We start from the raw sequence: 25,337 nt of genomic DNA, 5'->3' as shown, positions 1-25,337 counted from the left end.
AACAGCGCCGCGGGCTCCAGCCCCCGAAGAACCATGCGCGTCGATTCGTCGACGAGGTCGGCCTTGTTGAAGACGACGATCTCCGGCAGGTCACGCGCTCCGACATCGCCGATGACGTCACGAACGGTAGCCAACTGCGCCGCGGGGTCGGGGTGTGAAGCATCCACGACGTGCACGATCACGTCCGATTGGCCGACCTCCTCGAGAGTCGACCGAAAGGCTTCAACCAGCTGGTGCGGCAGATTGCGCACGAAACCGACGGTGTCGGTGAGGGTGTAGACCCGACCATCGGACGCCTCGGTACGGCGCACCGTCGCATCCAGCGTCGCAAACAGGGCGTTTTCGACCAGTACTCCGGCGTTCGTGAGCCGATTGAGAAGGCTCGACTTGCCGGCGTTCGTGTACCCGGCGATCGCAACCGACGGCACCGTGTTGCGCCGACGCTCAGCACGCTTGGCATCCCGCGCCGGTGCGAAGTCACGGATCTGTCGCCGCAGCTGCGCCATCCGAGTACGGATGCGGCGGCGGTCGAGTTCGATCTTGGTCTCACCGGGACCGCGAGAACCCATACCGGCGCCGCCTGCACCGACCTGGCCACCGGCCTGGCGGCTCATCGACTCACCCCAGCCGCGAAGGCGCGGCAGGAGGTACTCAAGCTGTGCGAGTTCGACCTGCGCCTTGCCCTCGCGGCTCTTCGCGTGCTGGCTGAAGATGTCGAGGATGACCGTGGTGCGGTCGATTACCTTGACCTTGACGACATCCTCGAGTGCGCGCCGCTGGCTCGGCGCGAGTTCGGTGTCGGCGATCACAGTGTCGGCGCCAAGCGAGGCGACGATGTCGCGGAGCTCCTCGGCCTTGCCTCGTCCGAGGTAGGTGGCGGGATCCGGGTGAGGGCGGCGCTGGAGGACGCCATCGAGCACGACGGCTCCGGCAGTCTCGGCGAGCGCGGCGAGCTCCCGAAGGGAGTTCTCGGCATTCTCCTGCTCACCCTGGGGGTGGACGCCGACAAGAACGACGTTCTCGAGCCGAAGCTGGCGGTACTCGACCTCGGTGACGTCTTCGAGTTCGGTCGACAGGCCCGGGATGCGTCGGAGCGCCGCGCGTTCTTCGCGATCCCACTGATCGCCGTCGGAGTCCGCTCCTCCAGCCGTCGCGGCATCCTGCAAAGCCTGAGCCGACCCGAACACCCACACGTCGGATCGGCCGCGGGCGCGCTCAAGCACCCGGTCAACAGGGTCGACAGGGTGCTCCGCTGGGGCGTTCTGGGTGTCTGGGATCTCGTCCATCATCATTTCCGTGGGATGCCCGGCATCAGGCATCCGTAAACTCTAGCCTCCCGGAGGCGGCCCGTCCTCCGCTACGCTCGTCGCCATGGAGAGCGATCACTACTTCTCGTCGTCGCCTTCCAGTCCCGAAAACCTCCGGCGCATCCGTGTCTCGATCGCGGGGCATCCGGTGGAGGTCACTACGGCCGGCGGGGTGTTCAGTCCGGATCACATCGACACCGGCACCACCGTCTTGCTCGAGAACACTCCTCCCCCGCCTGCGGGCGGGCATCTGCTGGACCTCGGGTGCGGGTGGGGTCCCATAGCGCTGACCCTCGCGATGGATGCTCCGCACGCCACGGTGTGGGCCGTTGACGTCAACGAACGAGCTCTCGACCTCGTGCGCTCCAACGCGAGCGAACTCGGCCTTGCCAATGTCAACGCCGTGCTGCCGGGCGATGTTCCCGATGATGTCGTCTTTCGGACGATCCGCTCCAACCCCCCGATCCGGGTCGGCAAGGACCAGCTGCACGGGTTACTCGAGGAGTGGATTCCGCGACTGGATGAGCGCTCGGATGCGTGGCTCGTCGTCTCGCGAAACCTCGGTTCGGACTCCCTGCAGCGGTGGATGGCCACGACATTCCACCGCGGCTACTCGGTGCATCGCTCTGCTACCGCCAAGGGCTTTCGGGTGCTACGCGTGCGTCGCCACGGGTCGACGCCGACCGCTGCCATCGACGTCGTCTGACGCCTGGCCGCACGGTCAGGCCAGGGCCATCTCGCCGGAAAAGACCAGGGTCGCAGGCCCCGCGAGGAAGACGTGCGACTCGCCGTCCACTGACGCCACGCGAACCCCGAGTTCACCGCCGGGGACGCCGACCTGCCAAGCATCCGGAGCTGCAGCACCCGCCCAGTGGCGGACCGCAAGCGCAGCCGCAGCGACCCCCGTGCCGCATGAGAGCGTCTCACCGACGCCGCGTTCGAAAACCCGCATGCTCAGGCCCCCGGTGCCGCCCTGCACGAGCGGATCGTTCGGCACGACGAACTCGATGTTCGCGCCTGCGGCGGGAGCCGGGTCCAGCTGCGGGACGCGGGAAAGATCGATGCCGGCGAGTTCTTCGGCCGTGGGGAGCGCTACCACGACGTGGGGGTTACCGACATCCACCCCGACTCCGGGCCGGGCGACATCGAGATGGCGTGCGCGAACCAGCACCTCGGACTCGTCGATCCGGAAGGCACCGAGATCCACTTCGAAGCCGCGCTGGTGTGCCGTCACGGGCTTGATGCCTGCTCGGGTGCCCACGAGCACGGGCCCGGCGTCGGCATCCGCCCAGCCGACCGCCGTGAGGTAGCGCACGAAGACACGGATGCCGTTCCCGCACATCTCCGCAGCAGACCCGTCGGCGTTCCGGTAGTCCATGAACCACTCGACGCCAGCGGCTGTAGCCGCAGCACCCTCGGGGATCGCCGCGGCCCGCACAACCCGCAGCAGTCCGTCGGCGCCGACCCCGAACCGGCGGTCACACAGCGCCGCGACCTGGTCGTCGGAGAGGTCGAGCTCCCCGTCGGCGTCGGGCACGATGACGAAGTCGTTGCCGGTGCCGTGGCCCTTGGTGAACGAGATGGGGGTCGACATGCCTTCAGTCTAGGATCGCGCGGCCCGGCTCCCGGGACGGGGCGACCCGCTCACCGATCCAGCATCCGCGCGGCGTCATCGTCAGGTTCGAGCCAGTGGACGCCGACGTACCGCCGGAACCACGACACCTGACGACGTGCGTATCGGCGCGTGAGGGCCTGGGTCTGAGCGATAGCCTCGTTCTCCGAGAGCTCTCCCGCAAGCTGCGCCAGCGCCTGGGCGTAGCCGATGGCGCGGCGCGCCGTAACGCCACGCTCGATGCCGTCAGCGCGAAGTGTCTCCACTTCGCCGAGGAGTCCGTCTTCCCACATCCGTTCCACACGGGCATCGAGGCGAGCGACGAGGTCCTCTCGGGGCATCCGTCGCCCAATGATTCGCGTTCGCGGATGCCACAGCACCGGCCGATCCGGCAGCGCAGCGCCGTGGCCGGCACTTCCCGATTCGACGACCTCGAGCGCGCGGATCACCCGCCGCTCGTTGGCAGGATCGATTCTCGCGGCGGTGGCGGGGTCGAGGGCGCGAAGGCGCTGGAAGAGGACGCCGACGCCCTGCTCGGCAGCTTCCGCTTCGAGCGCGGCTCGGCGGCCGGCGTCACGAGGAGGGAACTGGAAGTCGTAAATGGCGCTTGAGACGTAGAGCCCTGATCCCCCGACGAGGATCGCTTCCGCTCCCCGAGCCTGGGCCTCGGCGATAGCGGCGCGAGCCGCGGGCTGATAGGTCGCGACGGCGGCCTCTTCGGTGACGGCGAGCACGTCGAGCAAGTGGTGCGGAATCCCCCGCCGTTCGCGCTCCGGCAGCTTGGCCGTTCCGATGTCCATTCCGCGGTACAGCTGCATAGCGTCAGCGTTGATGATCTCTGCATGCCTCCCGCGCCGGCCCAGCTCCTCAGCGAGAGCGAGAGACGTTTCGCTCTTGCCGGTTCCGGTGGCGCCAACAATGACCCACAGCGTCGGCTCTGTTGTCACGTCAACGCTCCCGTCCGCACAGTTCCAACCCCGCGTGTGCTGCTGTTCGGTGCATCCGCGGCGGAAGAATACGCAGCAACTGCACCGAACTGCCGCACTCGCTGCGACGCGCCACCGGCAGGGTTCGCGTCACGCGCTCACACGGAGCGAGGGCACGCCCAGCGAGACCGCACGGCGCTCACCGGGAGCGGACGGGCTCGGCACAGCACACGACTCGGCGAGCGACCGGTCCCAGGCATCGCCAGCGCGCGTACGACGAATCCGAAGACGCCCACCCTCGGGCGCATCGGCAAGCAGATGGAACGGTGCAGCGTGGGTCACCTCGACGGTCGCGACATCGCCGGGCCTGGGCACGTCCGACCCTTCGGGTACCTCGAAATGCACAAGCCGGTTGTCTTGGGCGCGGCCCGTCAACCGCCGGGTCTCGACATCCTTCTTGCCCTCGCCGGTCGAGACGAGCACCTCGAGTTCACGGCCGACCTGAGCCTGGTTCTCTTCGAGGCTGATGCGCTCTTGGAGTTCGATGAGGCGGTTGTAGCGCTCCTGCACTACTGCTTTCGGAACCTGATCGGCCATGGTGGCAGCCGGGGTCCCTTCGCGAATCGAGTACTGGAACGTGAAGGCACCTGCGAACCTGGCGCGCTCGACGACGCGCATCGTGTCTTCGAAGTCCTCGTCGGTCTCACCCGGGAACCCGACGATGATGTCGGTCGAGATCGCGGCGTGCGGGATGCGCTCGCGCACACGATCGAGGATGCCGAGGAACCTGTCGCTGCGGTAGGAGCGGCGCATGGCCCGCAGGATCCGGTCGCTTCCCGACTGCAGCGGCATGTGCAACTGCGGCATAACGGCGGGAGTCTCGGCCATCGCATCGATCACATCATCCGTGAACGCGGCGGGGTGAGGGCTGGTGAACCGAATACGTTCGAGGCCCTCGATCTCGCCCGCGGCGCGCAGCAACTTGCCGAAGGCCTGCCGGTCGCCGAACTCGACACCGTAGGAGTTCACGTTCTGCCCAAGAAGCGTGACTTCGATCGCTCCGTCATCGACGAGCAGTCGGATCTCGTTCAGGATGTCGCCGGGCCGCCGATCTTTCTCTTTGCCGCGAAGGCTCGGAACGATGCAGAAGGTGCAGGTGTTGTTGCAGCCGACCGAGATCGACACCCACCCCGAGGCCGCGCTGTCGCGCTTGGTGGGAAGAGTCGAGGGGAAGACCTCCAGCGACTCGAGGATCTCGAGCTCGGCTTCCTCGTTGTGCCGTGCGCGCTCGAGCAGGGTCGGCAACGACCCCATGTTGTGCGTGCCGAAGACGACGTCGACCCACGGCGCCTTCTCGAGGACGCGCTCCTTGTCCATCTGCGCGAGGCATCCGCCGACAGCGATCTGCATTCCCTCACGCTTGTCTTTGCGGGACTTGAGGTGCCCGAGGGTGCCGTAGAGCTTGCCGGCCGCATTGTCGCGGACCGCGCACGTGTTGATGACGACGATGTCGGCTTCGTCGCCGGCCGCGGCACGCACGTAGCCAGCGCTCTCGAGCGACCCGGAGAGTCGTTCGGAGTCGTGGACGTTCATCTGGCAGCCGAAGGTCCGCACCTCATACGTGCGCGCGGCGCCCGTGGATGACACGGCTGCGGCGGACGGCGCGATGAACGTCGGCGAAGCGGAGGGCATGGTCATAGTGCCTGCCATTCTACGAGCCGCTCCCGGGTACCGGCCGAGCGCGGGCTACCTGGGTACCAGTGGCTACCAGCCACCGATGCCCGGGCAGCCGTTGATCCGAGGGTCGACCTCAGTCGCGCGGCTCAGCCAGCGCAAGCCGCGCCGCCGTCATCGCCACCCCAGGCGGGTAGCCGCGTCGCTGCAACTGACCCACGAGGCGCCGGATGGCGACGTCGACAGCCACCCCGCGGTAGCCGCCAGCCTTCTGGCGTGCGAACTCGAGAGCCCGCTCGGCGTCGTCGTCAGGCAGCGTCGCCAGAGCCGCATCGGCGACGTCACGGGGAATGCGGCGCTTGGCCAGCACCTGGGCGATCGCCCGCCGGCCTTCGCGACGTCTGGTGACGGCGGTATGCACGAGTTGCTCTGCGAGGTCGGCATCACCAAGCCATCGCTTACCCACGAGGTCAGCCACGAGAACCTCTGCGACAGCCTTCTCAACGCCATCAGCGACGAGCTCGTCGGTGGCCTCAGCCTCCGACAGTCCGCGCCGACGCAAACGCTTGATCAGGCGATCGAGCGCAGCACGAGTGACAGCAGACGACGCGCGCGATTCCCCGTAGGGATCGTCGAGGTACCGGTCGTCATCATCTTCACCGATATCGTCGTCATCGACCCACGTCGAGTGCCATGTGCCTGCTGACAGTTCCGCGCACGCTTCGCCGCGATCTTCGCCGAGGAGGCCGTTGTCGCGGGAGACTGAGCCGCGGGAGACTGAGCCGCGAGAGAAAGCCCCGTCACCGAAAAGCGGGATGACGGGGGCGAGCGACCGCTCGCCCCCGGTCTCACGCGTCATGATCAGGCCGGGCGCCGCTTGGCGAGCTCGTCCTCGACATCACCCGCGGGCTTGGCCCCGCCGATACCGAGCTTCTCTTTGATCTTGGTCTCGATGTCGGCAGCGATGTCTTCGTTCTTGATGAGGAAGTTGCGAGCGTTCTCTTTACCCTGACCCAGCTGCTCGCCGTCGTAGGTGTACCAGGCGCCGGACTTCTTCACGATGCTGTGCTCGACACCGAAGTCGATGAGGCTCCCCTCGCGAGAGATCCCCGTGCCGTACAGGATGTCGAACTCGGCCTGCTTGAACGGCGGCGCCATCTTGTTCTTCACGACCTTGACGCGCGTGCGGTTACCGACAGCATCCGTTCCGTCCTTCAGCGTCTCGATCCGGCGGATGTCCAGTCGCACTGACGCATAGAACTTCAACGCCTTACCACCGGCCGTGGTCTCGGGCGATCCGAAGAACACACCGATCTTCTCGCGCAGCTGGTTGATGAAAATCGCCGTCGTCTTGGTCTGGTTCAGGCCACCGGTGAGCTTGCGAAGTGCCTGGGACATCAGGCGAGCCTGCAGGCCGACGTGGGAGTCACCCATCTCGCCCTCGATCTCGGCCTTGGGCACCAGCGCTGCCACCGAGTCGATGACCACCAGGTCGATGGCGCCGGAGCGGATCAGCATGTCAGCGATCTCCAGCGCCTGCTCTCCCGTGTCGGGCTGCGAGACGAGGAGCTGATCGATGTCGACGCCGAGCTTCTGGGCGTAGTCGGGGTCCAACGCGTGCTCAGCATCGATGAATGCGGCGATGCCGCCTGCCTTCTGGACGTTCGCAATCGCGTGGAGCGTGAGAGTCGTCTTTCCCGATGACTCCGGACCGTAGATCTCGATAATGCGGCCGCGTGGCAGGCCGCCGACGCCGAGGGCCACGTCAAGGGCGATGGAGCCCGTGGGGATGATCTCGACCGGAGCACGCTCGTCGCTGCCCAGTCGCATCACCGAGCCCTTTCCGAATTGCCGGTCGATCTGCGCGAGCGCTGAATCGAGCGCCTTCTCGCGGTCAGCGGGTGTGGGCATGGCGTGTGCTCCTTCAGCACTCGGTCCGTCGTCGGTGTGTCCGGCTCCGGAGAATCGGCCGCCTGTAGGCTGTCGCGCCGCTGCTCGAATGAGCATGAGCCCGACAAGGCGTGTGGTGTCGTTCGACGCTGCTCACGGTACGTGGGGGTTCCGACATTGCTGCCGGCCTGTCCGCGTGTCGTGAGGGAACGCCTTCTCGACTCCACTTGTGCAGGAGACTACGCGGTCATCGAACAGATATTCGACGACACGCCGTCGTTTCAGCGGCGAGGTTCGAGCCGACCGACGCCGTACCGCCGCTGGGCGGGCACATCGGTCTCGGCGCACAGGGCGAGCCAGACATCGCGCGGCGGAACACCAGCCGCGATGGCCTCAGTGGCGGTTCGCCCGCCGACGCCGGAAAGAACCAGGTCGGCCAGAAGCGCTGCCGATTGAGGACCGAACTCGTCGGTGACGGCGCGGTCGAATTCGCTGCGACGCATGCAGAGCGCAGCGCTGGTCAGCGCAGCGAGAGCTCGGCGTCCATTGACGCGACAAGCTCGTCGGGAACGACGTCGGGGAATGTCTGCAGGCCCTCGAGCACTGCAAGGCGGTCACCGACTTCACGCATGATCGTCGAGATAGGAACATCCAGCGCTTCAGCGACCGAAGCGAGGATTTCGCTCGATGCTTCCTTCTGACCACGCTCCACCTCGCTCAGGTAGCCCAGCGCGACGCTCGCGCGGCTGGCGACCTGACGGAGGGTGCGACCCTTCTGCTGGCGGAAGTCACGAAGGACTTCGCCGATCTCTTGACGTACCAGTACCATCTCGGGTCCCCTCCTCACTGACTGCTTCTGTTGGTGGCGATTCCGCTGGTGTCGCGGGTGGACAACAGTACAACACCGATGTAGGTCACACTAATGCCGCCTTCTGGGGAATGGGTGGGAATCACCGAAAGTAACGCATCCGAAACATCAGGTGTTCCCGCGAGCGACCTCCGCTCGCTCAGAGCGAAACCCGCAACAGTTCGAGTGCCGCTCGGACCGCCTCCGCGCGGATCGTCGCTCGGTCACCGGCGAGCTGATGCTCGGTGACCGACTCGCGCTCCGGTGTCACCACAGCGACATAAACGCGGCCAACCGGTGCGTCATCTTGCGGGTCAGGCCCGGCAACGCCGGTCGTGGCCACCCCGACCTCGGTGAGAACACCGGCTGGCTTTGTAGCAACCCGGATGCCGCGGGCCATCTGAATCGCAACCTCAGGGTGCACCGCACCCTCGCGGCCCAGGAGCGCGGCCTCCACCCCGAGCAGGCTCGCCTTCAGGTCGGTGGCGTACGCGACGACGCCGCCACGGAAAACGTCCGAAGCGCCAGGGACCGACACGAGAGCCGAAGCGAGCGCGCCGCCGGTCAGCGACTCGGCAACACCCAGCCGCCATCCTCGGGAGCGGAGCGTCGCGAGAACCTCGGACGCACTCGCGGAGGCGTCGCCCGTCATGATTCCGCCGACGGCGCTACCTCACCACGTCGAGTCCGAGCTGCCCGGATCTCCGTGACGACATAGTCGATTCCACTCGCGATCGTGAGAACGACGGCGATGGTCATGGCAACGCCGTTGACCCAGAAGATCCACTCGCCCACGAGGTTCCACAGCGGCAGGAGGGCGAGTGAGAGCGCAACGGCCTGCGCCACTGTCTTGAGCTTTCCCATCCAGGCTGCAGCGAGCACATGATCGCTGACGACGATGAACCGATAGATCGTGATTCCGACCTCGCGGATCAGGACCACGATCGTTATCCACCACGGCAACTCGCCGAGGATCGAGAGACCGATGAACGCGAACCCGGTGAGCACCTTGTCGGCGATCGGATCCAGGAGCTTGCCGAGGTCGGTGACGATCTCGTACTTGCGGGCGAGATACCCGTCGATCCCGTCGGTGGCGATGGCGACGATGAAGATCACCGCCGCCCACCATCGGAGTGCACCGTCCGATCCCCCGTCGGCGAGCAGCATCCACAGGAAGATCGGCGCCATGAGGATGCGCACGATCGTGATCGCGTTGGGAAGCTGCCGCGGAATCGCCATGGGCCGAGCCTACTGCGAGAGGCCCCGCCTACCGCGGGACGAGACCGGTCAGTCGCGCCCTGTCAGCCCCCAGGCATCTTCGCTGCCGTCGTCGCCGTCGACGACCTCGTACCCTGCGAACTGGCTGTCCACGGCATCCGGACCGTACGGGTCCTCGGATGCCGCACCCGGCGAATCTTCACCGCGAAGACGAGCGAGCACGTCGGGCAGCTGCTCCGCTGTCACCAGCACATCGCGCGCCTTCGACCCCTCAGACGGACCGACGATCTCGCGTGATTCGAGGAGGTCCATGAGCCGCCCCGCCTTCGCGAAGCCGACGCGGAGCTTGCGCTGGAGCATCGAGGTCGAACCGAACTGCGTCGAGACGACGAGTTCTGCTGCAGCCAGCAGCAGTTCAAGGTCGTCACCGATGTCGGCATCCACCTCTTTCTTCTCGGCAGCCGCCTGCACGTCCGATCGATACTCGGGGCGGGCCTGCCCCGTCACGTGCGCGACGACTTTCTCGATCTCGGATTCGCTCACCCACGCACCCTGCACGCGCAGGGTCTTCGAGGCCCCCATCGGCAGGAACAGCGCATCGCCCTGGCCGATCAGACGGTCGGCGCCGGGCTGATCCAGGATGACGCGGGAGTCGGTGACGCTGGTCACCGCGAAAGCGAGACGCGAGGGGACGTTGGCCTTGATGAGGCCCGTCACGACGTCGACCGAGGGTCGCTGTGTCGCCAGTACCAGATGGATGCCGCTCGCTCGCGCCAGCTGTGTGATGCGCACGATCGAGTCTTCGACATCGCGTGGGGCGACCATCATGAGGTCGGCGAGCTCGTCAACCACGACCAAGAGGTAGGGGTAGGGCTTGAGGACCCGTTCACTGCCGGGCGGCAGCTTCACCTCGCCAGCGACGACCGCACGGTTGAAATCGTCGATGTGGCGGAACCCGAACGACGCGAGGTCGTCGTAGCGCATGTCCATCTCTTTCACGACCCACTGGAGGGCTTCCGCCGCCTTCTTGGGGTTCGTGATGATGGGGGTGATCAGGTGCGGCACGCCAGCATAGGAAGTCAACTCGACGCGCTTGGGGTCGATCAGCACCATCCGCACCTCGGAGGGCTTGGCGCGCATCAGCAGGCTCGTGATCATCGAGTTCACGAAGCTCGACTTACCCGAGCCGGTCGAACCGGCGACGAGTAGGTGGGGCATCTTCGCGAGGTTCGCCACAACGAAGCCGCCACCGACGTCCTTGCCCACGCCGATCGTCATCGGATGCGTGGACTGAGTGGCAGCCGCCGAGCGCAGGACGTCACCGAGCGTGACGATCTCTCGATCGGTGTTGGGGATCTCGACACCGATCGCGCTCTTGCCGGGGATCGGCGCGAGGATGCGCACCTCGTTGGAGGCGACGGCGTAAGCGATGTTGTTCGTGAGCGCCGTGATGCGCTCGACCTTCACACCGGGGCCGAGCTCGATCTCGTACTGCGTGACTGTCGGCCCGCGCGAGAACCCGGTCACCCGTGCGTTGATCGAGAATTCCTCGAAGACGCTTGTGATCGCCCGGACGACCGCGTCGTTGGCCTCCGAGCGCGACTTCGCGGGAGTCCCCGCCGAGAGGTTGTTGACCGACGGGAGTCGGTAGGGCGCGGTCGGAGCAGACCGGGGGGCATCGCTGCCAATGCCGATCACGCCGGGGAGGGCGGCATCCTCGTCGTCGGCATCGTCGTCCTGGAGCCCCGTGTGCGATCCGCTGACCGCCTTCTTCGCGCCGTCGAGGACGGCGGGATCGATGACCTCGGTGAGGGCATCCGGTGCCGGCGCATCCGATGCAACTGCCGCGAAGGCCTGATCGAAGCCTCCCTCGGGAGGGCCCGGCGGCAGGAGTTCGGTGAGGAAGTCCTCGGTCGACTGACCGCCGTCGGCATCCTGCTCGCGTCCCGAGCTGTTACGGCGCCACCAGGGCAAGGACGTGCGTTCGCCAGACTCTGTCTCGTCAGTGTCGGCCGACTCGGCGGGTCGCGTCGCGCGCTCCGCGCCGAACATCCAGGCATAGAGGTCGCCCAGGCGCCTGCCGATGCGGTTGGGCGGCGTCTTGGTGAGGATCAGGATGCTGAGGATGCCGAGCAGGGCCAGCACGATGCCGGCGCCGATCAAGGTCAATCCCAGCGCGAGCGGCTCGCCCAGCATCCAGCCGAAGACGCCGCCTGCCGCACTCAGTGCCGGGAGGCCGTCGCGCGGCTGCGGGCGGCCGCCGTAGACATGGGCGAAAGCCGCGATGACCAGGATGATGAGACCGAAGCCGATCCCGATCCTGCCGTTGTCGTGGACGGATGCCGGATGACGAAACAGCCAGCCCGCGAGGATCACCAGCAGCACCGGCAGCACGAACGCGACGCGTCCGACAAGCGCGCCGACCGAGTAGGCCGAGATCGTCTCGCCGACCTCCGACCCGATGAAGAACCACTCCACTACTGCGCCGGCGATCGCGAGCAGCACCAAGAAGAAGGGGAATCCGTCGCGCCGCTGGTCTTTCTCGAGGGTCTCGGGACCGAACGCGCGGAACACGCCGCCGGTCGCGTGAGCCAGGCCCAGCCACATCCGCACGATCAGTGCGGGGCGCTCTTCGTCGCCGACGTACCGCTTGGGCGCCGGCGCTGACGCGCGCGAACGCGAGCCCTTCGCGGGCGCACGACCAGAGGTCGAGGTCTTGGTGCTACTCCTCGGCATGACCTCCACGGTAGGTGCGACCACCGACAAATCCGCGGAACGACGCGGCCTGTCGGCATCCGACCGATGCGTCCGCCGCGAAACTGCAGTGTGCCCGCGAGCCAGCGCGCGCCTCACGCGCCCTCGCGGGCACGATGCAGTCTCGACGATCCGTCAGCGCAGGCGCTTGACCATGGTGTCGCGACCGAAACCGCTCTGGACTACCGCGAAGCCCTCGGTGCGGTAGAAGACCGCGGCGAAGTTGCCCCGCTCGACGCTCAGGCTCAGACGCGCGAACCCGGCGGCGCGAGCGTTGTCGGACAGGGCGCGCAGAAGCGCGCGGCCGACCCCGTGTGCCCGCCAGATGGGCCGCACCCCGATGATCAGCTCGGGAACACCAGTGCCGACGTAGCCGAATCCGGGGTCGGATCGCGGGAACATCCGATACCACGCCGCCCCGATGGGCTCCCCCTGCGGATCCGACGCGACGAACCCGGCGTCCCCGGGACGCATCCAGCCCGAGACATACCTGCCGTGCTCGGGGGCATTCAGCACCTCGTATCGCGGACGAGAGCGTCCCGGCGACCAGTTGGCTGCCTCGACGACCATGTCACCCAGGAACGCGCCATCGGCAGCCGTCGCGGGGCGGATGCTGAAGGTGGCGGGCATGCCGTGATTGTAGCGAGCGCGACAGGTCGCGCATCCGCCGACCAGCGGCGCTGGAAGCTCAGGCCTCGATGACCAGCGGCACGATCATCGGCCGGCGCCGCAGGGACTGATTCACCCAGCGGCCGATCGTGCGACGCACGACCTGCGAGAGCGCGTGATTGTCGCGCACACCGGACTGCGCTGCCTCCGCGAGTGCCGCAGCGATCTTGGGCTTCACGCTCTCGAACACTGCAGCGTCCTCCGCGAAACCTCGGGCGTGGACCTCGGGACCGGAGATGATGCGGCCGGTTGCGGCATCCACGACGACGATCACCGAAATGAAGCCCTCTTCGCCAAGGATGCGACGGTCCTTGAGGTCGGCATCCGTGATCTCACCGACGCTCGACCCGTCGACGTAGACGAACCCGAGATCGAGCTGACCGACGTTGCGCGCGACACCGTCGCGGAGATCGATGACAGACCCGTTCTCGGCGACGATCGTATTCTCGGCGGGAACGCCGGTCTGCTGCGCCAGCTGGGCGTTGGCCATCAGGTGCCGGTACTCGCCGTGGACGGGGAGCACGTTTCGGGGCTTGAGGATGTTGTAGCAGTAGAGCAGCTCGCCGGCGGCAGCGTGGCCCGACACGTGGACCTTGGCGTTGGCCTTGTGCACGACATTGGCACCGAGCTTGGTGAGCCCGTCAATGACGCGGTAGACGGCGTTCTCGTTGCCGGGGATCAGGCTCGAGGCGAGGATGACGGTGTCGCCCGGACCCGGCTCGATCTCGTGGTCGAGGTTGGCCATGCGCGAGAGCACCGCCATCGGCTCGCCCTGCGATCCGGTCGACATGTAGACGATCTGATCGTCCGGAAGGTTGCGGGCCTTCTTGTAGTCGATGAGAAGGCCGTCCGGCACGTTCAGATAGCCGAGGTCTTCGGCGATCGTCATATTGCGCACCATGCTGCGGCCGAGCAGCGCCAAGCGGCGTCCGTGGGCGGCAGCGGCATCCATCACCTGCTGAACGCGATGGACGTGGCTGGAGAAACTCGCGACGATGACCCGGCGCGGCGCTTTGCCGATGACCTGGTCGAGGACCGGGCCGATCTCCTTCTCGAGGGGTGTGAATCCGGGGACGTCGGCGTTGGTGGAGTCGACGAGGAAGAGGTCGACACCGGCTTCGCCCAGGCGCGAGAACGCTCGAAGGTCGGTCAGGCGCCCATCCAGCGGGAGCTGGTCCATCTTGAAGTCGCCGGTGGCCAGCACCGTGCCGGCGTGGGTGCGGATGGCTACCGCGAGCGCGTCGGGAATCGAGTGGTTGACCGCGACGAACTCGAGCTCGAATGGGCCGAGCCGTTCGACCTGGCCCTCCTTCACCGTGAGGGTGTAGGGGCGCAGCCGGTGTTCCTTGAGCTTTGCTTCGGTGAGCGCGAGGGTCAGGCCCGAGCCGATCAAGGGAAGGTCGCCCTTGAGTTTGAGCAGGTACGGAACCGCGCCGATGTGGTCTTCGTGACCGTGCGTGAGCACGACCCCGACGATGTCGTCCAGGCGCTCCTTGAGGGGCTCGAAGTCGGGAAGGATGAGGTCCACTCCTGGCTGATGCTCCTCAGGGAAGAGCACCCCGCAGTCCACGACCAGGATCTTGCCGTCGAGCTCGAAGATCGTCATGTTGCGGCCGACCTCGCCGAGGCCCCCGAGCGGGATGACGCGCAGCGTCCCCGATTCGAGCGGGGGTGGGGCGAGAACAGCGTTGGACATGCGACTCCTATCGGCGCTGGGGATCAGCGCGTGGTGCCCGAGACCTTGGGCAGGGCACCGCCGGCGGCAGCGTTGCGGTCGGGGCGGAAGTTCGAGAAATCGGCACCGGGAACGCCCGACACGAGGGCCAGTTCATCCTCGATCTTGGCGGCTTCCCACTCCTCCGGGCCCACGAGCGGCAGCCGCACGCGAGGGCTGGTGATCCGGCCGAGCCCGTGGAGGATGTACTTGGCCGAAACGGTGCCGGGAACGTGCGTCATGACGGCGCGCACGAGCGGTTCGAGCTTGCGGTGGGCGGCAGTGGCAGCGGTGAGGTCTCCCGCGTTCACGGCGTTGACGATCTCCCGGTAGGGCTGCGCGGCGATGTTGGCCGTGACGCCGATCAGACCGGATGCTCCAATCGACAGATGCGGCAGCACGTTGGCGTCATCGCCGGAGAAGTACAGCAGGTCGGTCTGGTTGAGCACGCGGCTCACCTCGCTGAAATCGCCCTTGGCGTCTTTGATCGCGAGGATGTTCGGGTGCTTGGCCAGCCGCAGGATGGTCTCGTACCGGATGGGCACGCCCGTGCGGCCCGGGATGTCGTAGAGGATGACGGGCAGATCCGTGGCGTCGGCGACGAGGCGGAAGTGGGTCAGGATGCCGGCCTGGGTGGGCTTGTTGTAGTAGGGCGTGACGATCATGATGCCGTCGGCACCGACCTTCTCGCTGGCCTTGTACAGCTCGATCGCGTGGGCTGTCTCGTTGGAGCCACCGCCGGTGATGATCTTCGCCCGTCCGGCTGCGACGTCTTTGCCGACCTCGACGAGGCGGATCTTCTCGGCATCGGTCAGGGTCGAGGTCTCCCCCGTCGTTCCGGTCACCACGATGCCGTCGGCCCCGGCGCCGATCACATCGTCGATGTGCTTCTCGACGGCCGGCCAGTCGACTTCGCCGTCGGCGGTCATGGGAGTGACCAGCGCGACGAGCACCTGCCCGAACGGGTTTGTCGAGTGCGTCATGGGTTCAGGCTATCGGTTCGGCCTCCGGGGTCACCGCGACCGGCACCTGCGGGACTCTAGCCTGGTGGCATGTCGTGGCGCACGGAATCCTCGAGATCGGTCTATGAGAACCGCTGGATCGCGGTTCGGGAGGACGGCGTCAGCGGTCCTGCCGGCGCGGGGATCTACGGCGTCGTCCGGATGCAGCATCCCGCTGTGTTCGTCGTAGCCGTCGATACGCACGACCGGGTGTGCCTGGTCGCCCTGGAGCGCTACCCCACCGGCACGAGATCGATCGAGGTTCCCGCCGGGGGCACCGATGGGGAGTCCCCCCGCGAGGCTGCCGAGCGAGAACTCCGCGAGGAAACCGGCCTGCGGGCTGGCGAGCTCACCGAGATCGGCTTCATGTATGCCCTCAACGGCATCGCCGACGCCCCCGAGCACGTGTTTCTGGCGACCGGCCTGGAGCCCGTTCCCGGTGCCCATGCGACAGACCGCCACGAGGAGGGCATCGACGAGGTGTCGTGGGTTCCGTTTCCTGAGGTGCTCGGGATGATTCGCGACCGCCGGATCACCGACGGCGAGACAATCGCGGCGCTGATGTTCGCCGCCATCCACCTCGGGCGCGTGAGCTGACGGGACTCACCGACCGCGGCTGCCCGCGGCTGCAGCGACGGATGCCGGCAGCAGGCGCGCGACGGCGGTGATCAGCTTCCACTTCAGGGACGGGATCGAGACTGCCCGGCCGCGCGCTGCATCGCGCAGGGATTGCTCGACGACGACCTCAGCGTCGAGCCACAGCCAGTCGGCCACGCCCTCGCGGCCTGGCGCCAGCCCCATCCGTTCGTGGAAGTTCGTGTGGGTGAAGCCAGGGCAGACCGCGGTCACCGTCACCCCCGAGGGCGAGTAGGCGGCATTGGCCCAGCGCGAGAACTCGACGACCCACCGCTTGACAGCGCCGTAGGTCGATCGCGGCGTGTACGCGGCAACCGACGCGACGTTGATGACGCGTCCGTGACCGCGGCTGAGCATGGGGCCGAGGGCTGCGTGCATGAGCCGCATCGGTGCCTCGACATGCAGCGCGAGGTGACGGGCTTCGTCCTCGATGTCGTTACGTTCGAACGCGAGGGGAAGGCCGAAGCCGGCGTTGTTGACCAGAACCTCGATGGGGCGCTCGGGATCTGTCAGCCGGGCCTCGACCTTCGCCCGCTGGCGCGGTTTCGTCAGGTCGGCGACGAGGACCTCGGCCTGAACGCGGCAGCGATCGCGGATCTCTGTGGCGACGGCATCCAAGGCTGCCCCGTCCCGACCCACGAGCACGACATCCGCTCCCCGCGCTGCGAGGCGGCGGGCGTACTGCGCGCCGAGGCCCGAGCTTGCCCCGGTGACCAGAACGGTCTTCGGCATTGCGCTCAGCCGATCTCGGAGCAGGTCATCGGCGTCACGGAGCCACGCGGCCGTTCGCCGCGAACGCCGAGTGTGTCATCGGCATGAGGGTCGCCCACAGGTCTTCCATCTTCTCGGCGCACATCTCGATCTCCCGCTGCGGGAACGACGGGAAGTGGGAACCTTCGACCTTCGTCCGCAGCGACAGGAAGTTCATGAGCGACCGGGCGTTCATCGTGACGTACATCGACGAGTAGGTGTTCAGCGGCAGCACGATGCGCGCAACCTCGCGGGCAACGCCGGCATCCAGCATCCGTTGATACGCCGCGAACGCGTGCGCGGATGCCTCCCGCGTCGCCTCATCGACGATCTCGGTCTGCTCGGGGGTGCCGTCGATGAAGTCGTATGCACCGGGCTTTCCGACCTGAACGAGCTTTCGCTCGGGAGCCGGCACGTAGAACACCGGCCGCAGTTCGCGGTAGCGACCGGATTCCTCGTTGTAGGAGGCGATCCGGTGCCGCATGAACTCGCGGAAGACGAAGATCGGCGCCTGCACATAGAAGGTCATCGAGTTGTGCTCGAACGGGGAACCGTGCCGGTCACGCATCAGATAGTTGATGAGCCCCCGATCCCGGTCGGATGCCTCCACCCCGGCTGCTGCGTCGCCGAGGGTCTGTTCGCCGAGCGTCGACACGCGCGCCGCGAAGAGAACGTCGGAATCTGCTGCACTGGCTCGGACAAGCTCGACTGTCACGTCGCTGCGAAACTCGATGTCGGTCACGGCTCACACCCTACTCGCGCAAGCCCGCGTGGCACGCTGCGCGCCGGGCGCGTCCTGCCTCTTGCGATCTGGGTGCTCCAGCACAGTGTCACAGTCCGTCACGCGCGCCCCTCCCGCCTTCCGGTCGCTTAGTGTGGGATGCCGTGGAACCCCTCTCTGCTCTTCTCGGCATCGCCGCTCTGGTCGCGGTCACCGCCGTGATCGGCATCCTGCTGCGCAGCCGACAGGGGCGCCTGCGGCGTGATGTCAACCATGAGATCGTCGAGCCGTCCCGTCTCGGTGCCGACCGGCTCGGGGACGCTGCAACCCTGCTGCAGTTCAGCACGGAGATGTGCAGCCGATGCCCCGGCGTTCACCGGACGCTCGGCGAAATCGCCGCCTCGCGTCCCGGGGTTCTTCACCTGGATGTCGACCTCACTCATCGCCCCGATATCGCGCGCCACTTCAACGTGCTGCAGACCCCGACAACCCTCGTGCTCGACCGTGACGGCGCAGTCCAGACCCGGTTCGGCGGCGTGCCGAACCGCCACGTGCTCGAGCTCGAGCTTCAGCGACTGACGACGGAGAGCGCCCATGCCTGACAAAGCCCGCGGTATCGACCCTCGGGGTCCGCGGTTCGCCGCCGCGATCACATCCGTCCTGCTGCTCGTCGACGTGTTCCTCGGGCTGACCGGCGCCACCGTCGCAGCCTTCGTGCTGCTGGTCGCGATCGCCCTGCTATTCCTGTGGGGGGTCGTGTCGCCGCGCACGGCTCCGTGGGGCGCTCTTTATCGCGGCCTCATCCAGCCCCGCCTGGCGCCGCCCAGCGAGCTTGAAGACCCGCGCCCGCCGCGCTTCGCGCAGGGGGTCGGTCTGTTCGTCGCCGCTATCGGCATCCTGCTGTTCGTCGTCGGCGTGCCGTGGGGAGTCCCGGCAGCTGCCGCTGCAGCATTCGTCGCGGCGTTCCTCAACGCCGTGTTCGGGCTGTGCCTGGGATGCCAGCTGTACCTCGTGCTGCAGCGCGCCGGGGTACTCGGTCGACGCAACCCCAGCGCCGCCTAAGCCGGATATCCGGCCGGCGGCGCGGGTTTGGTCAGGAGCCTGCCCTCCCCCGCGAAACGCCGTTAGGCTGACCGCGGAAGCGCCCACTCCGGGTGCATGACGACCAGGGAGGTCCCCATGTCCGTGACGAGCGAAGCCACCACCGTCTGGAACGGCAGCCTGACCGATGGATCGGGAACAGTGACGTTCGACAGTTCGCACCTCGGCACTTTCGATGTCAACTGGAAGGCCCGCAGCGAAGGGTCCTCGACAGTCACCACACCCGAAGAACTCATTGCGGCAGCCCACGCGTCCTGCTTCAGCATGGCGTTCTCGCACGAGCTCACCCAGAACGGCACGCCCCCCGAGTCAGTGCGCTGCTCGGCAGCTGTCACTTTCATTCCCGGCACCGGCATCACCGGAAGCCACCTCAACGTGCACGCGTCGGTCCCGGGCCTTTCCCAGGAAGACTTCGATCGCATCGCGAACGCCGCGAAGTCCGGATGCCCGGTCTCGGCAGCTCTGGCGGGAATTGAAATCACCCTCGAGGCGACGCTTGCCTGAGTCGGCTCCGCGACACGTCGTCATCGGTGGAGCGTCCGGCCTCATCGGCCGGACGCTCGCCGCGAGTCTGCGGGCCGACGGCGTCCGCGTGACGACCCTCGTCCGCACGCGCGACGCGGGTGCTGACGAGGTGCCGTGGCTCGTCGACTCCGACGTGCTCGACCCGGCAGTGCTGGACGGCGCTGACGCGGTCATCGGGTTGAACGGAGCGAGCATCGGCCGATTCCCCTGGACGTCGTCGTACAAGCACACGCTGCTGTGGTCGCGCGTCACGCCGACCCGCGCCGTGGCACGCGCCGTACGGGAGTTGGGCGAGAGCGCACCGCACTTCGTGTCGGCATCCGCCGTCGGCTACTACGGCACGCATCCCGGTGGCCCGATCGCCGAGGACGCCCCCCGCGGCGACGGATTCCTCGCTGATCTGTGCGGCGAGTGGGAAAGCGCCGCGTACGGCGCCGGCGACAATGCGCGCGTCACGACGCTGCGAACAGCGCCGATCATTCACCGTGATGGTGTGCTCAAACCCCTGATCCTGCTCACGAAGCTCGGGCTCAGCGGGCCGCTGGGGCGAGGCACGCAAGTGTGGCCGTGGATCTCGCTGGATGACGAGGTCCGAGCGATCCGGCACGTCATCGACACCGGCACGACGGGGCCCGTGAACCTGTGCGGCCCGACCCGAGCCACCGCGAACGACATCGGCTTCGCCCTGGCGCGAGAGCTGAACCGACCGTACCTGCTGCGCGCCCCGGAGTGGGGCCTGAAGCTTGTACTGGGGTCAGACCCGACCGAGTCGCTCTTGACCACGGACGCCTACGTGATCCCCGAGGTGCTCGCCGCCTCCGGCTTCTCGTGGACGCACGAGAGCGCGGAGGACGCCGTTCGGGCGGCGGTCGGCCAGAGCTGACGGTTATCGGTCAGCTCTGCTGACCCCGCCCGCGCTCGAGCCGGATTGCGGTTCGCACTGCGGCCCGTGCGCGACGTCGGTCGCCAGCCGCGTCATAGACGATCCCGAGCCGATACCAGGCCCGCCAGTCGTCGGGTGCGCTTTCGACATCCGCTTTGAAACGGGGGAAAAGCGCATCCCCGTCCTCGCGCACGACGCGCCCGCTCGGGCGCACCGCGACGAGATCATCAGGCAGCTCACCCTCGGCCTCGAGGCGCCGACCGAGTTGCTCGGCCCGCACACCGAACCACAGCTCCCGCGCAAGCGCCCAGATCGCGATGACCGGCAGCACCACCAGCACCGCTCCCATCGCCACCCCGACCGGGTCCCCGCTGACCAGCAGCAGCCACGCCCGCTGGGCTACCAGGGCGATGTACAGCAGCAGGAGCGCAGCCATCACCGCGACGGCGATGCGCGAACTCATGCGCCGGTGGCGCGGGCTACCTGCCCCGGCACGCCGCCCTCATCCACGGGCGGCTGGTCGACGAACGCCGGTAGGCGAACCCCGATGTCGAGGAAAGCGTCAAGCCCGATCAGGACTCGGCCGGGTTCGACTCCGGCGACGCGCCGCGAGACTGCTCCGAGCACGAGGCGGATGCCTGGCGCGTAGGCGGCTGCAGGGTCGATGGTGTCGTGGGTGAGGGTGAGCGTCTCCCCCGGTCCCGAAAGCAGGACGCTCTGGCTCGCGACCACTCCGGGCCTCCGGAGGGAATGGATGGGAACGCTCGCAACCTGCTGCCCTCGCGCCCGCTGGTCGACATGGGGGGCGGCGACGGGACCGGCATCCGCACGGGCCGCAGCGATCAGTTCGGCGGTGCGCACCGCCGTACCCGACGGCGAGTCGATCTTGGTCTCACGGTGGGCTTCGATGATCTCGATCGACGAGAAGAAGGGGGCCGCAGCAGCAGACAGCGCCGAGCCGATCACTGATCCGAGCGAGAAATTCGGGATGAACACCGCCCGGATCCCGGCCTGTTCGATTTCGGGCCGCACCCGCGCGATGCGTTCGGCCGACCACCCCGAAGTCCCGACGATGATGTCGACGCCCCGCTCGGCTGCGGCCTTGACGATGTCGATCGACACCGCGGGAGTTGTCGCATCCACGACGAGGTCGGCGCCATCGAGCGCTGACATCGCTGAGCGCGAATCGAGCTCGGAGTGGACCTCGAATCCGGGCTCAGCAGCAACGACGTCGCGGATGATTCCGCCGAGCTTTCCCGTGGCACCGACGATGGCGACGCGTGTGGTCATGGGCTCCAGCCTATCCGCGGCAGCCGGCAGTCTCGGCGTAGCTCAGAACGCGTAGGCCTCGGGAAGCCCCGTGCGGTCTTCGACCGGCAGGTGCGCGAGGTCGTTGTGCGACAGCAGGGTCCACGGCCTTCCCTGCTTTTGCGCGAGCACCGTCAGACCGCAATTGGCCTGATTCAGCGTCATCCACTTCCACTCGGGAGCCTGCAGGACCTCGCGGACGAACCACCCGATGACGAAGTTATGCGTCACGAGCAGTTCATGGACTTCGCCGGATTTACGCACCAGGAACGCATTGACGGCGTCGGCCATCTGCGCACGGCCGGCCTCGATCTCTTCCTCGGTGACAGCTCCGAAGAACGGCTCGAACACGGCGGGGGTCTCCTCGACCATGCCGGTGGGAACGCAGTCGAACAGCAGAGCGGAGGGCGTCGGGGTCAGCGCCGGCATCCGCTCCGCGATCGCCCGCGCCGTCTCGGCGGCACGGTCGAGCGGGGAATGCCACAGCGCGTTGAAGGGGATTCCCGAGAGGCGGTCGGCCAGGAGCGCTGCTTGGCGCTTGCCGCGCGGCGAGAGGGGTCCGTCGATCAGGCCATGCTCGGCATCCAGATGTTCACCGTGGCGAACGAGGTAGATGTAGTGGGTCACGGGGCCGCTTCCTCGACGTGCTCGGAACAGTCCTACCCTAACCTCTCGGCCCCGAGGCGGGGTGTCTCAGTCTGCCGCGCGGGCGATATCTGCCAGCTGGGCGCGGGTGAGTCGCACGCCCACGCCCTGGACGAGCTCGTCGACCTGATGCGGGGCGAACGCGTTGATGATCGGCGCCGTGATGATGCGCTGCGCAAGAAGCCAGGCCACGGCTACCGAGGCGTTCGTGACACCCAGTTCCGCCGCGATTGCGTCCAGGGCCTTCAGGGTGCGTGTACCGCGGCGGTTGACGTTCGCGGTGATCTGCTTCGCGCGAACCGACAGCGGTCCGTTCATGCGGTCGCGGTGCAACCCCGAGAGGAACCCGTGCTCGAGGGCGTGCGAGGGTGTCACCGCCATCGACTGGGCGTTGGCCACCAGACGCAGGTCGCCGTCGAACTCATGCCGCCGCAACACGTTGAAGGGAACATCCAGCACCGAGATGCGCGGATAACCCGCCGAGCACAGGATGCGCGCCTCCACGAGCTGCGCAGCCTGATAGCCGATCGCTCCAATCGCGCGCACCTTACCCGCGCTGATGAGCCACTCCGCGGTGGCGAGTGTCTCTTCGACCGCGGTGGTCGTGTCAGCACGAGCGTCAAGGTACAGAACGTCGATGCGGTCGGTGCCGAGCCGCGTGAGCGAAGCCTCTGCAGCGCGCACGAGATCTACCGGCCCGAGTCCCGGGTGGTCGGGATGGGCGCCGACGCGAACGGCGAGAACGATGTCATCCCGGATGCCGCGGTCTGCCATCCATCGGCCGATGATGTGCTCGCTGCGCCCGCCCGAGAAGCTATCGGCAGTGTGAATGGCGTTGCCGCCTGCCCGAACGTACGTGTCGAGGATCTCGTGGCTCGTAGCCGCGTCAACCGTCCAGCCAAACTCACCGCCGCCAAGAATGAGGGGGAAGACCGACATGCCCGTCTCGCCGAGGTCGACGCGCACGCTCGAGCCGAGCGGCTGCCCGAGGACGGGGATTGGGGCTGACGGGTGGGCGGGGTTCACCGCTCCGGCTCCTGCCGTTGCCGCGGCACCGAGGCCAAAAGCAGCCATTCCCTCACCCCCTTCACGGTATCCGTGGTGGTGAGTGACGGATGCCGACGCGCTCCCCGGCGCGTGTTTCGAGGTTACGGCGTACCGGCGGTGGCGCGGCGACGCCAGGCAACACAGGCGTGAATATTACATAACGCTTCGATCACGCCGAACGCGAGAACGCCCGCCCCCGGAGGGACGGGCGTTCTCGACAACGGGTATCAGCCTTCCGCGGGAGCCTCGGGACCCTCGTTTGCTGCGGCACGGCCCTCCTGATCGGCGGGCTCGTCGATCACGGGCTCAAGGGAGAGCTTGCCGCGGTCGTCGATCTTGGTGATTTTGACCAGGAGCTTCTGCCCGACCGACAGGACATCGTCGACGTTTTCGACACGCTTGCCACCGGCGAGCTTGCGGACCTCGCTGATGTGGAGCAGGCCGTCCTTGCCCGGAAGCAGCGAGACGAACGCCCCGAACGTCGCGATCTTGACGACGGTTCCGAGGAACTGCTCGCCGACCTCCGGGTTGGTGGGGTTGGCGATCGCGTTGACCTGGGCGCGGGCCGCCTCGGCCGACGGACCGTCGGTCGCGCCGATGTACACGGTGCCGTCCTCTTCGATGGAGATGTCGGCGCCGGTCGCATCCTGGATGGCGTTGATCGTCTTGCCCTTGGGCCCGATCAGCTCACCGATCTTGTCGACGGGGATCTGCACGCTGATCACGCGCGGCGCCGTCGGAGCCATTTCATCGGGGCCGTCGATAGCGGCGTTGATGACGTTCAGGATCGTCAGGCGCGCTTCCTTGGCCTGCGTGAGCGCAGCCGAGAGCACCGACGACGGGATGCCGTCGAGCTTCGTGTCGAGCTGGATAGCGGTGACGAACTCGCTCGTGCCGGCGACCTTGAAGTCCATGTCGCCCAGAGCGTCTTCTGCACCGAGGATGTCGGTGAGCGCCGCGTAGCGGGTCTGACCGTCGACCTCGTCCGAGACGAGGCCCATCGCAATACCGGCGACGGGCGCGCGAAGCGGCACACCCGCGTTCAGCAGCGACAGCGTCGAGGCACACACCGAGCCCATCGAGGTCGATCCGTTGGAGCCGAGCGCCTCGGACACCTGACGGATCGCGTAGGGGAACTCCTCGCGCGGGGGCAGCACCGGCACGAGCGCACGCTCGGCCAAGAACCCGTGGCCGATCTCGCGGCGCTTCGGGCTTCCCACGCGACCGGTCTCACCGGTCGAGTACGGCGGGAAGTTGTAGTGGTGCATGTACCGCTTGCTCGTCGTGGGCGAGAGCGAGTCGATCTGCTGCTCCATCTTGAGCATGTTCAGCGTCGTGACGCCCAGGATCTGGGTCTCACCGCGCTGGAAGATCGCTGAACCGTGCACACGCGGGATCACCTGGACCTCGGCATCCAGCGGACGGATGTCGGCAAGCCCACGGCCGTCGATGCGGACACCGTCGGTGAGGATGCGACCACGAACGATCTTCTTCGTCACCGACTTGTACGCTGCCGAGAATTCACCCAGAGCCGTTTCGGGCAGCTCACCGGCTTCAACGGCGGCGACGAGCTCTGCCTTGACGGCATCCTTGAGCTCATCGTCGGAGTTCTGACGCTCGACCTTGTCGGCGATCTGGTAGATCGGGACGAGCTTGTCGTAAGCGCGACCGGCGACGAAGTCGTAGGTCTCGTCGGCGTACGCGGGGAAGACCGGGTAGGGCTGGATCTCCTTCGCGGCGGTGTTCGCGACGACGTTCTGCGCGGCCACGAGCTCCTTGATGAAGGGCTTGGAGGCCTCCAGGCCCTGCGCGACGATCTCTTCGCTGGGCTTGGTGGCGCCGCCCTTGATGAGGTTCCAGCTACCTTCGGTTGCCTCAGCCTCGACCATCATGATCGCGACGTCACCGTCGGGCAGGACCCGCCCGGCGACGATCAGGTCGAAGACCGCATCCTCGAGCTGCTCGGCCTTGGGGAACGCTACCCACTGGTCGGCGTGCTCGCCGTGGCCGGGGATGAGCGCGAGGCGCACACCGGCGATCGGACCCGAGAACGGCAGGCCCGAGATCTGGGTCGACAGGGACGCTGCGTTGATCGCGAGCGCGTCGTAG

At 67.3% G+C, this 25,337-nt stretch carries 27 protein-coding genes; 6 read left to right on the top strand and 21 right to left on the bottom strand.

Annotated elements, in window-relative coordinates:
* Positions 1–1,286: GTPase HflX (gene hflX / locus B3587_RS11080; RefSeq protein WP_292728599.1), on the bottom strand; the 1,286-nt coding region annotated here is incomplete at its 3' end.
* A gap of 85 nt (positions 1,287–1,371) precedes the next feature.
* Here hflX and B3587_RS11075 point away from each other — a divergent pair.
* A complete protein-coding gene (locus B3587_RS11075) occupies positions 1,372–2,013 on the top strand; it encodes a class I SAM-dependent methyltransferase (protein ID WP_228177757.1) in 642 nt (213 codons plus the stop codon).
* A gap of 15 nt (positions 2,014–2,028) precedes the next feature.
* On the opposite strand, the gene dapF is transcribed toward B3587_RS11075, so the two are convergent.
* The 13 genes from dapF to dapA form a co-directional block, all read right to left on the bottom strand.
* Positions 2,029–2,901: a diaminopimelate epimerase gene (dapF, locus tag B3587_RS11070; protein ID WP_292728595.1), complete on the bottom strand. Its 873-nt coding sequence runs from the start codon at positions 2,899–2,901 to the stop codon at positions 2,029–2,031.
* A 50-nt stretch (positions 2,902–2,951) separates the two neighbouring features.
* On the bottom strand, positions 2,952–3,866 hold the full coding sequence (gene miaA, locus B3587_RS11065; RefSeq protein ID WP_292728592.1) for a tRNA (adenosine(37)-N6)-dimethylallyltransferase MiaA: 915 nt from the start codon (positions 3,864–3,866) through the stop codon (positions 2,952–2,954).
* 129 nt (positions 3,867–3,995) lie between these two features.
* Positions 3,996–5,543, bottom strand: coding sequence for a tRNA (N6-isopentenyl adenosine(37)-C2)-methylthiotransferase MiaB (gene miaB / locus B3587_RS11060; RefSeq protein ID WP_292728589.1), 1,548 nt, complete (start codon positions 5,541–5,543; stop codon positions 3,996–3,998).
* A gap of 112 nt (positions 5,544–5,655) precedes the next feature.
* Positions 5,656–6,378 (bottom strand): regulatory protein RecX, encoded by a 723-nt coding sequence (locus tag B3587_RS11055; RefSeq protein ID WP_228177753.1) that lies wholly within the window; start codon positions 6,376–6,378, stop codon positions 5,656–5,658.
* A 2-nt stretch (positions 6,379–6,380) separates the two neighbouring features.
* Positions 6,381–7,430: a recombinase RecA gene (gene recA, locus B3587_RS11050; RefSeq protein WP_228177752.1), complete on the bottom strand. Its 1,050-nt coding sequence runs from the start codon at positions 7,428–7,430 to the stop codon at positions 6,381–6,383.
* A gap of 260 nt (positions 7,431–7,690) precedes the next feature.
* A complete protein-coding gene (locus B3587_RS11045) occupies positions 7,691–7,912 on the bottom strand; it encodes a DUF3046 domain-containing protein (RefSeq protein ID WP_228177751.1) in 222 nt (73 codons plus the stop codon).
* Positions 7,913–7,929: 17 nt separating this feature from the next.
* Positions 7,930–8,238, bottom strand: a complete 309-nt coding sequence (locus B3587_RS11040; RefSeq protein ID WP_195693428.1) for a helix-turn-helix domain-containing protein — start codon at positions 8,236–8,238, stop codon at positions 7,930–7,932.
* Positions 8,239–8,416: 178 nt separating this feature from the next.
* Positions 8,417–8,908, bottom strand: a complete 492-nt coding sequence (locus B3587_RS11035) for a CinA family protein (protein ID WP_228177750.1) — start codon at positions 8,906–8,908, stop codon at positions 8,417–8,419.
* Positions 8,905–9,495, bottom strand: coding sequence for a CDP-diacylglycerol--glycerol-3-phosphate 3-phosphatidyltransferase (gene pgsA, locus B3587_RS11030; RefSeq protein ID WP_228177749.1), 591 nt, complete (start codon positions 9,493–9,495; stop codon positions 8,905–8,907). Before pgsA ends, B3587_RS11035 begins: the two co-directional genes overlap by 4 nt.
* A 48-nt stretch (positions 9,496–9,543) precedes the next feature.
* Positions 9,544–12,210: an FtsK/SpoIIIE family DNA translocase gene (locus B3587_RS11025; RefSeq protein ID WP_228177748.1), complete on the bottom strand. Its 2,667-nt coding sequence runs from the start codon at positions 12,208–12,210 to the stop codon at positions 9,544–9,546.
* Positions 12,211–12,363: 153 nt separating this feature from the next.
* Positions 12,364–12,858 carry a GNAT family N-acetyltransferase gene (locus tag B3587_RS11020; protein ID WP_292728578.1) on the bottom strand — a complete coding sequence of 165 codons (495 nt, stop codon included), beginning with the start codon at positions 12,856–12,858 and terminating at the stop codon, positions 12,364–12,366.
* A gap of 58 nt (positions 12,859–12,916) precedes the next feature.
* Entirely contained in the window at positions 12,917–14,593 is a 1,677-nt protein-coding gene (locus tag B3587_RS11015) for a ribonuclease J (protein WP_228177746.1), read from the bottom strand.
* Positions 14,594–14,616: 23 nt separating this feature from the next.
* Positions 14,617–15,594, bottom strand: coding sequence for a 4-hydroxy-tetrahydrodipicolinate synthase (gene dapA, locus B3587_RS11010; protein WP_228177745.1), 978 nt, complete (start codon positions 15,592–15,594; stop codon positions 14,617–14,619).
* A 69-nt stretch (positions 15,595–15,663) separates the two neighbouring features.
* On the opposite strand from dapA, the gene B3587_RS11005 reads away from it, so the two are divergent.
* Entirely contained in the window at positions 15,664–16,209 is a 546-nt protein-coding gene (locus B3587_RS11005; protein ID WP_292728573.1) for an NUDIX domain-containing protein, read from the top strand.
* Between the two features lie 6 nt (positions 16,210–16,215).
* Here the strand turns inward: B3587_RS11005 and B3587_RS11000 are convergent, their stop codons facing one another.
* Complete coding sequence (locus B3587_RS11000) at positions 16,216–16,980, bottom strand: SDR family NAD(P)-dependent oxidoreductase (protein WP_292728570.1); 765 nt, start codon at positions 16,978–16,980, stop codon at positions 16,216–16,218.
* A 34-nt stretch (positions 16,981–17,014) separates the two neighbouring features.
* Positions 17,015–17,740 carry an FAD-dependent thymidylate synthase gene (gene thyX / locus B3587_RS10995; RefSeq protein ID WP_228177742.1) on the bottom strand — a complete coding sequence of 242 codons (726 nt, stop codon included), beginning with the start codon at positions 17,738–17,740 and terminating at the stop codon, positions 17,015–17,017.
* 143 nt (positions 17,741–17,883) lie between these two features.
* On the opposite strand from thyX, the gene B3587_RS10990 reads away from it, so the two are divergent.
* The 4 genes from B3587_RS10990 to B3587_RS10975 all read left to right on the top strand — a co-directional run bounded on the left by B3587_RS10990 (position 17,884) and on the right by B3587_RS10975 (position 20,228).
* Entirely contained in the window at positions 17,884–18,321 is a 438-nt protein-coding gene (locus B3587_RS10990; RefSeq protein WP_228177741.1) for a thioredoxin family protein, read from the top strand.
* Positions 18,314–18,781, top strand: coding sequence for a DUF4395 domain-containing protein (locus B3587_RS10985; protein ID WP_228177740.1), 468 nt, complete (start codon positions 18,314–18,316; stop codon positions 18,779–18,781). Before B3587_RS10990 ends, B3587_RS10985 begins: the two co-directional genes overlap by 8 nt.
* Positions 18,782–18,898: 117 nt before the next feature.
* Positions 18,899–19,324: an OsmC family peroxiredoxin gene (locus B3587_RS10980; protein WP_228177739.1), complete on the top strand. Its 426-nt coding sequence runs from the start codon at positions 18,899–18,901 to the stop codon at positions 19,322–19,324.
* Complete coding sequence (locus B3587_RS10975) at positions 19,317–20,228, top strand: TIGR01777 family oxidoreductase (protein WP_228177738.1); 912 nt, start codon at positions 19,317–19,319, stop codon at positions 20,226–20,228. Before B3587_RS10980 ends, B3587_RS10975 begins: the two co-directional genes overlap by 8 nt.
* A gap of 10 nt (positions 20,229–20,238) precedes the next feature.
* Here B3587_RS10975 and B3587_RS10970 read toward each other — a convergent pair whose 3' ends face one another.
* From B3587_RS10970 to B3587_RS10950, 5 genes are all read right to left on the bottom strand, one after another.
* A complete protein-coding gene (locus B3587_RS10970) occupies positions 20,239–20,691 on the bottom strand; it encodes a hypothetical protein (protein WP_228177737.1) in 453 nt (150 codons plus the stop codon).
* The gene (gene dapB / locus B3587_RS10965; protein ID WP_228177736.1) at positions 20,688–21,518 is read right to left on the bottom strand and encodes a 4-hydroxy-tetrahydrodipicolinate reductase; all 831 of its coding nucleotides are present in this window, start codon (positions 21,516–21,518) and stop codon (positions 20,688–20,690) included. Before dapB ends, B3587_RS10970 begins: the two co-directional genes overlap by 4 nt.
* Before the next feature lie 42 nt (positions 21,519–21,560).
* Positions 21,561–22,163, bottom strand: coding sequence for a histidine phosphatase family protein (locus B3587_RS10960; RefSeq protein ID WP_228177735.1), 603 nt, complete (start codon positions 22,161–22,163; stop codon positions 21,561–21,563).
* Positions 22,164–22,229: 66 nt separating this feature from the next.
* Positions 22,230–23,255 carry an aldo/keto reductase gene (locus B3587_RS10955; protein WP_228177734.1) on the bottom strand — a complete coding sequence of 342 codons (1,026 nt, stop codon included), beginning with the start codon at positions 23,253–23,255 and terminating at the stop codon, positions 22,230–22,232.
* Positions 23,256–23,455: 200 nt separating this feature from the next.
* Positions 23,456–25,337 (bottom strand): polyribonucleotide nucleotidyltransferase (locus tag B3587_RS10950; RefSeq protein WP_292728560.1); only part of this gene is annotated, 1,882 nt, incomplete at its 5' end.

It is taken from the genome of Microbacterium sp. UBA837 (assembly GCF_002296025.1).
In the GTDB taxonomy this organism is placed as follows: Bacteria; Actinomycetota; Actinomycetes; order Actinomycetales; family Microbacteriaceae; genus Microbacterium.
Note: the sequence above shows the minus strand (reverse complement) of the source record. Positions and strands in the feature narration are given on the sequence as shown.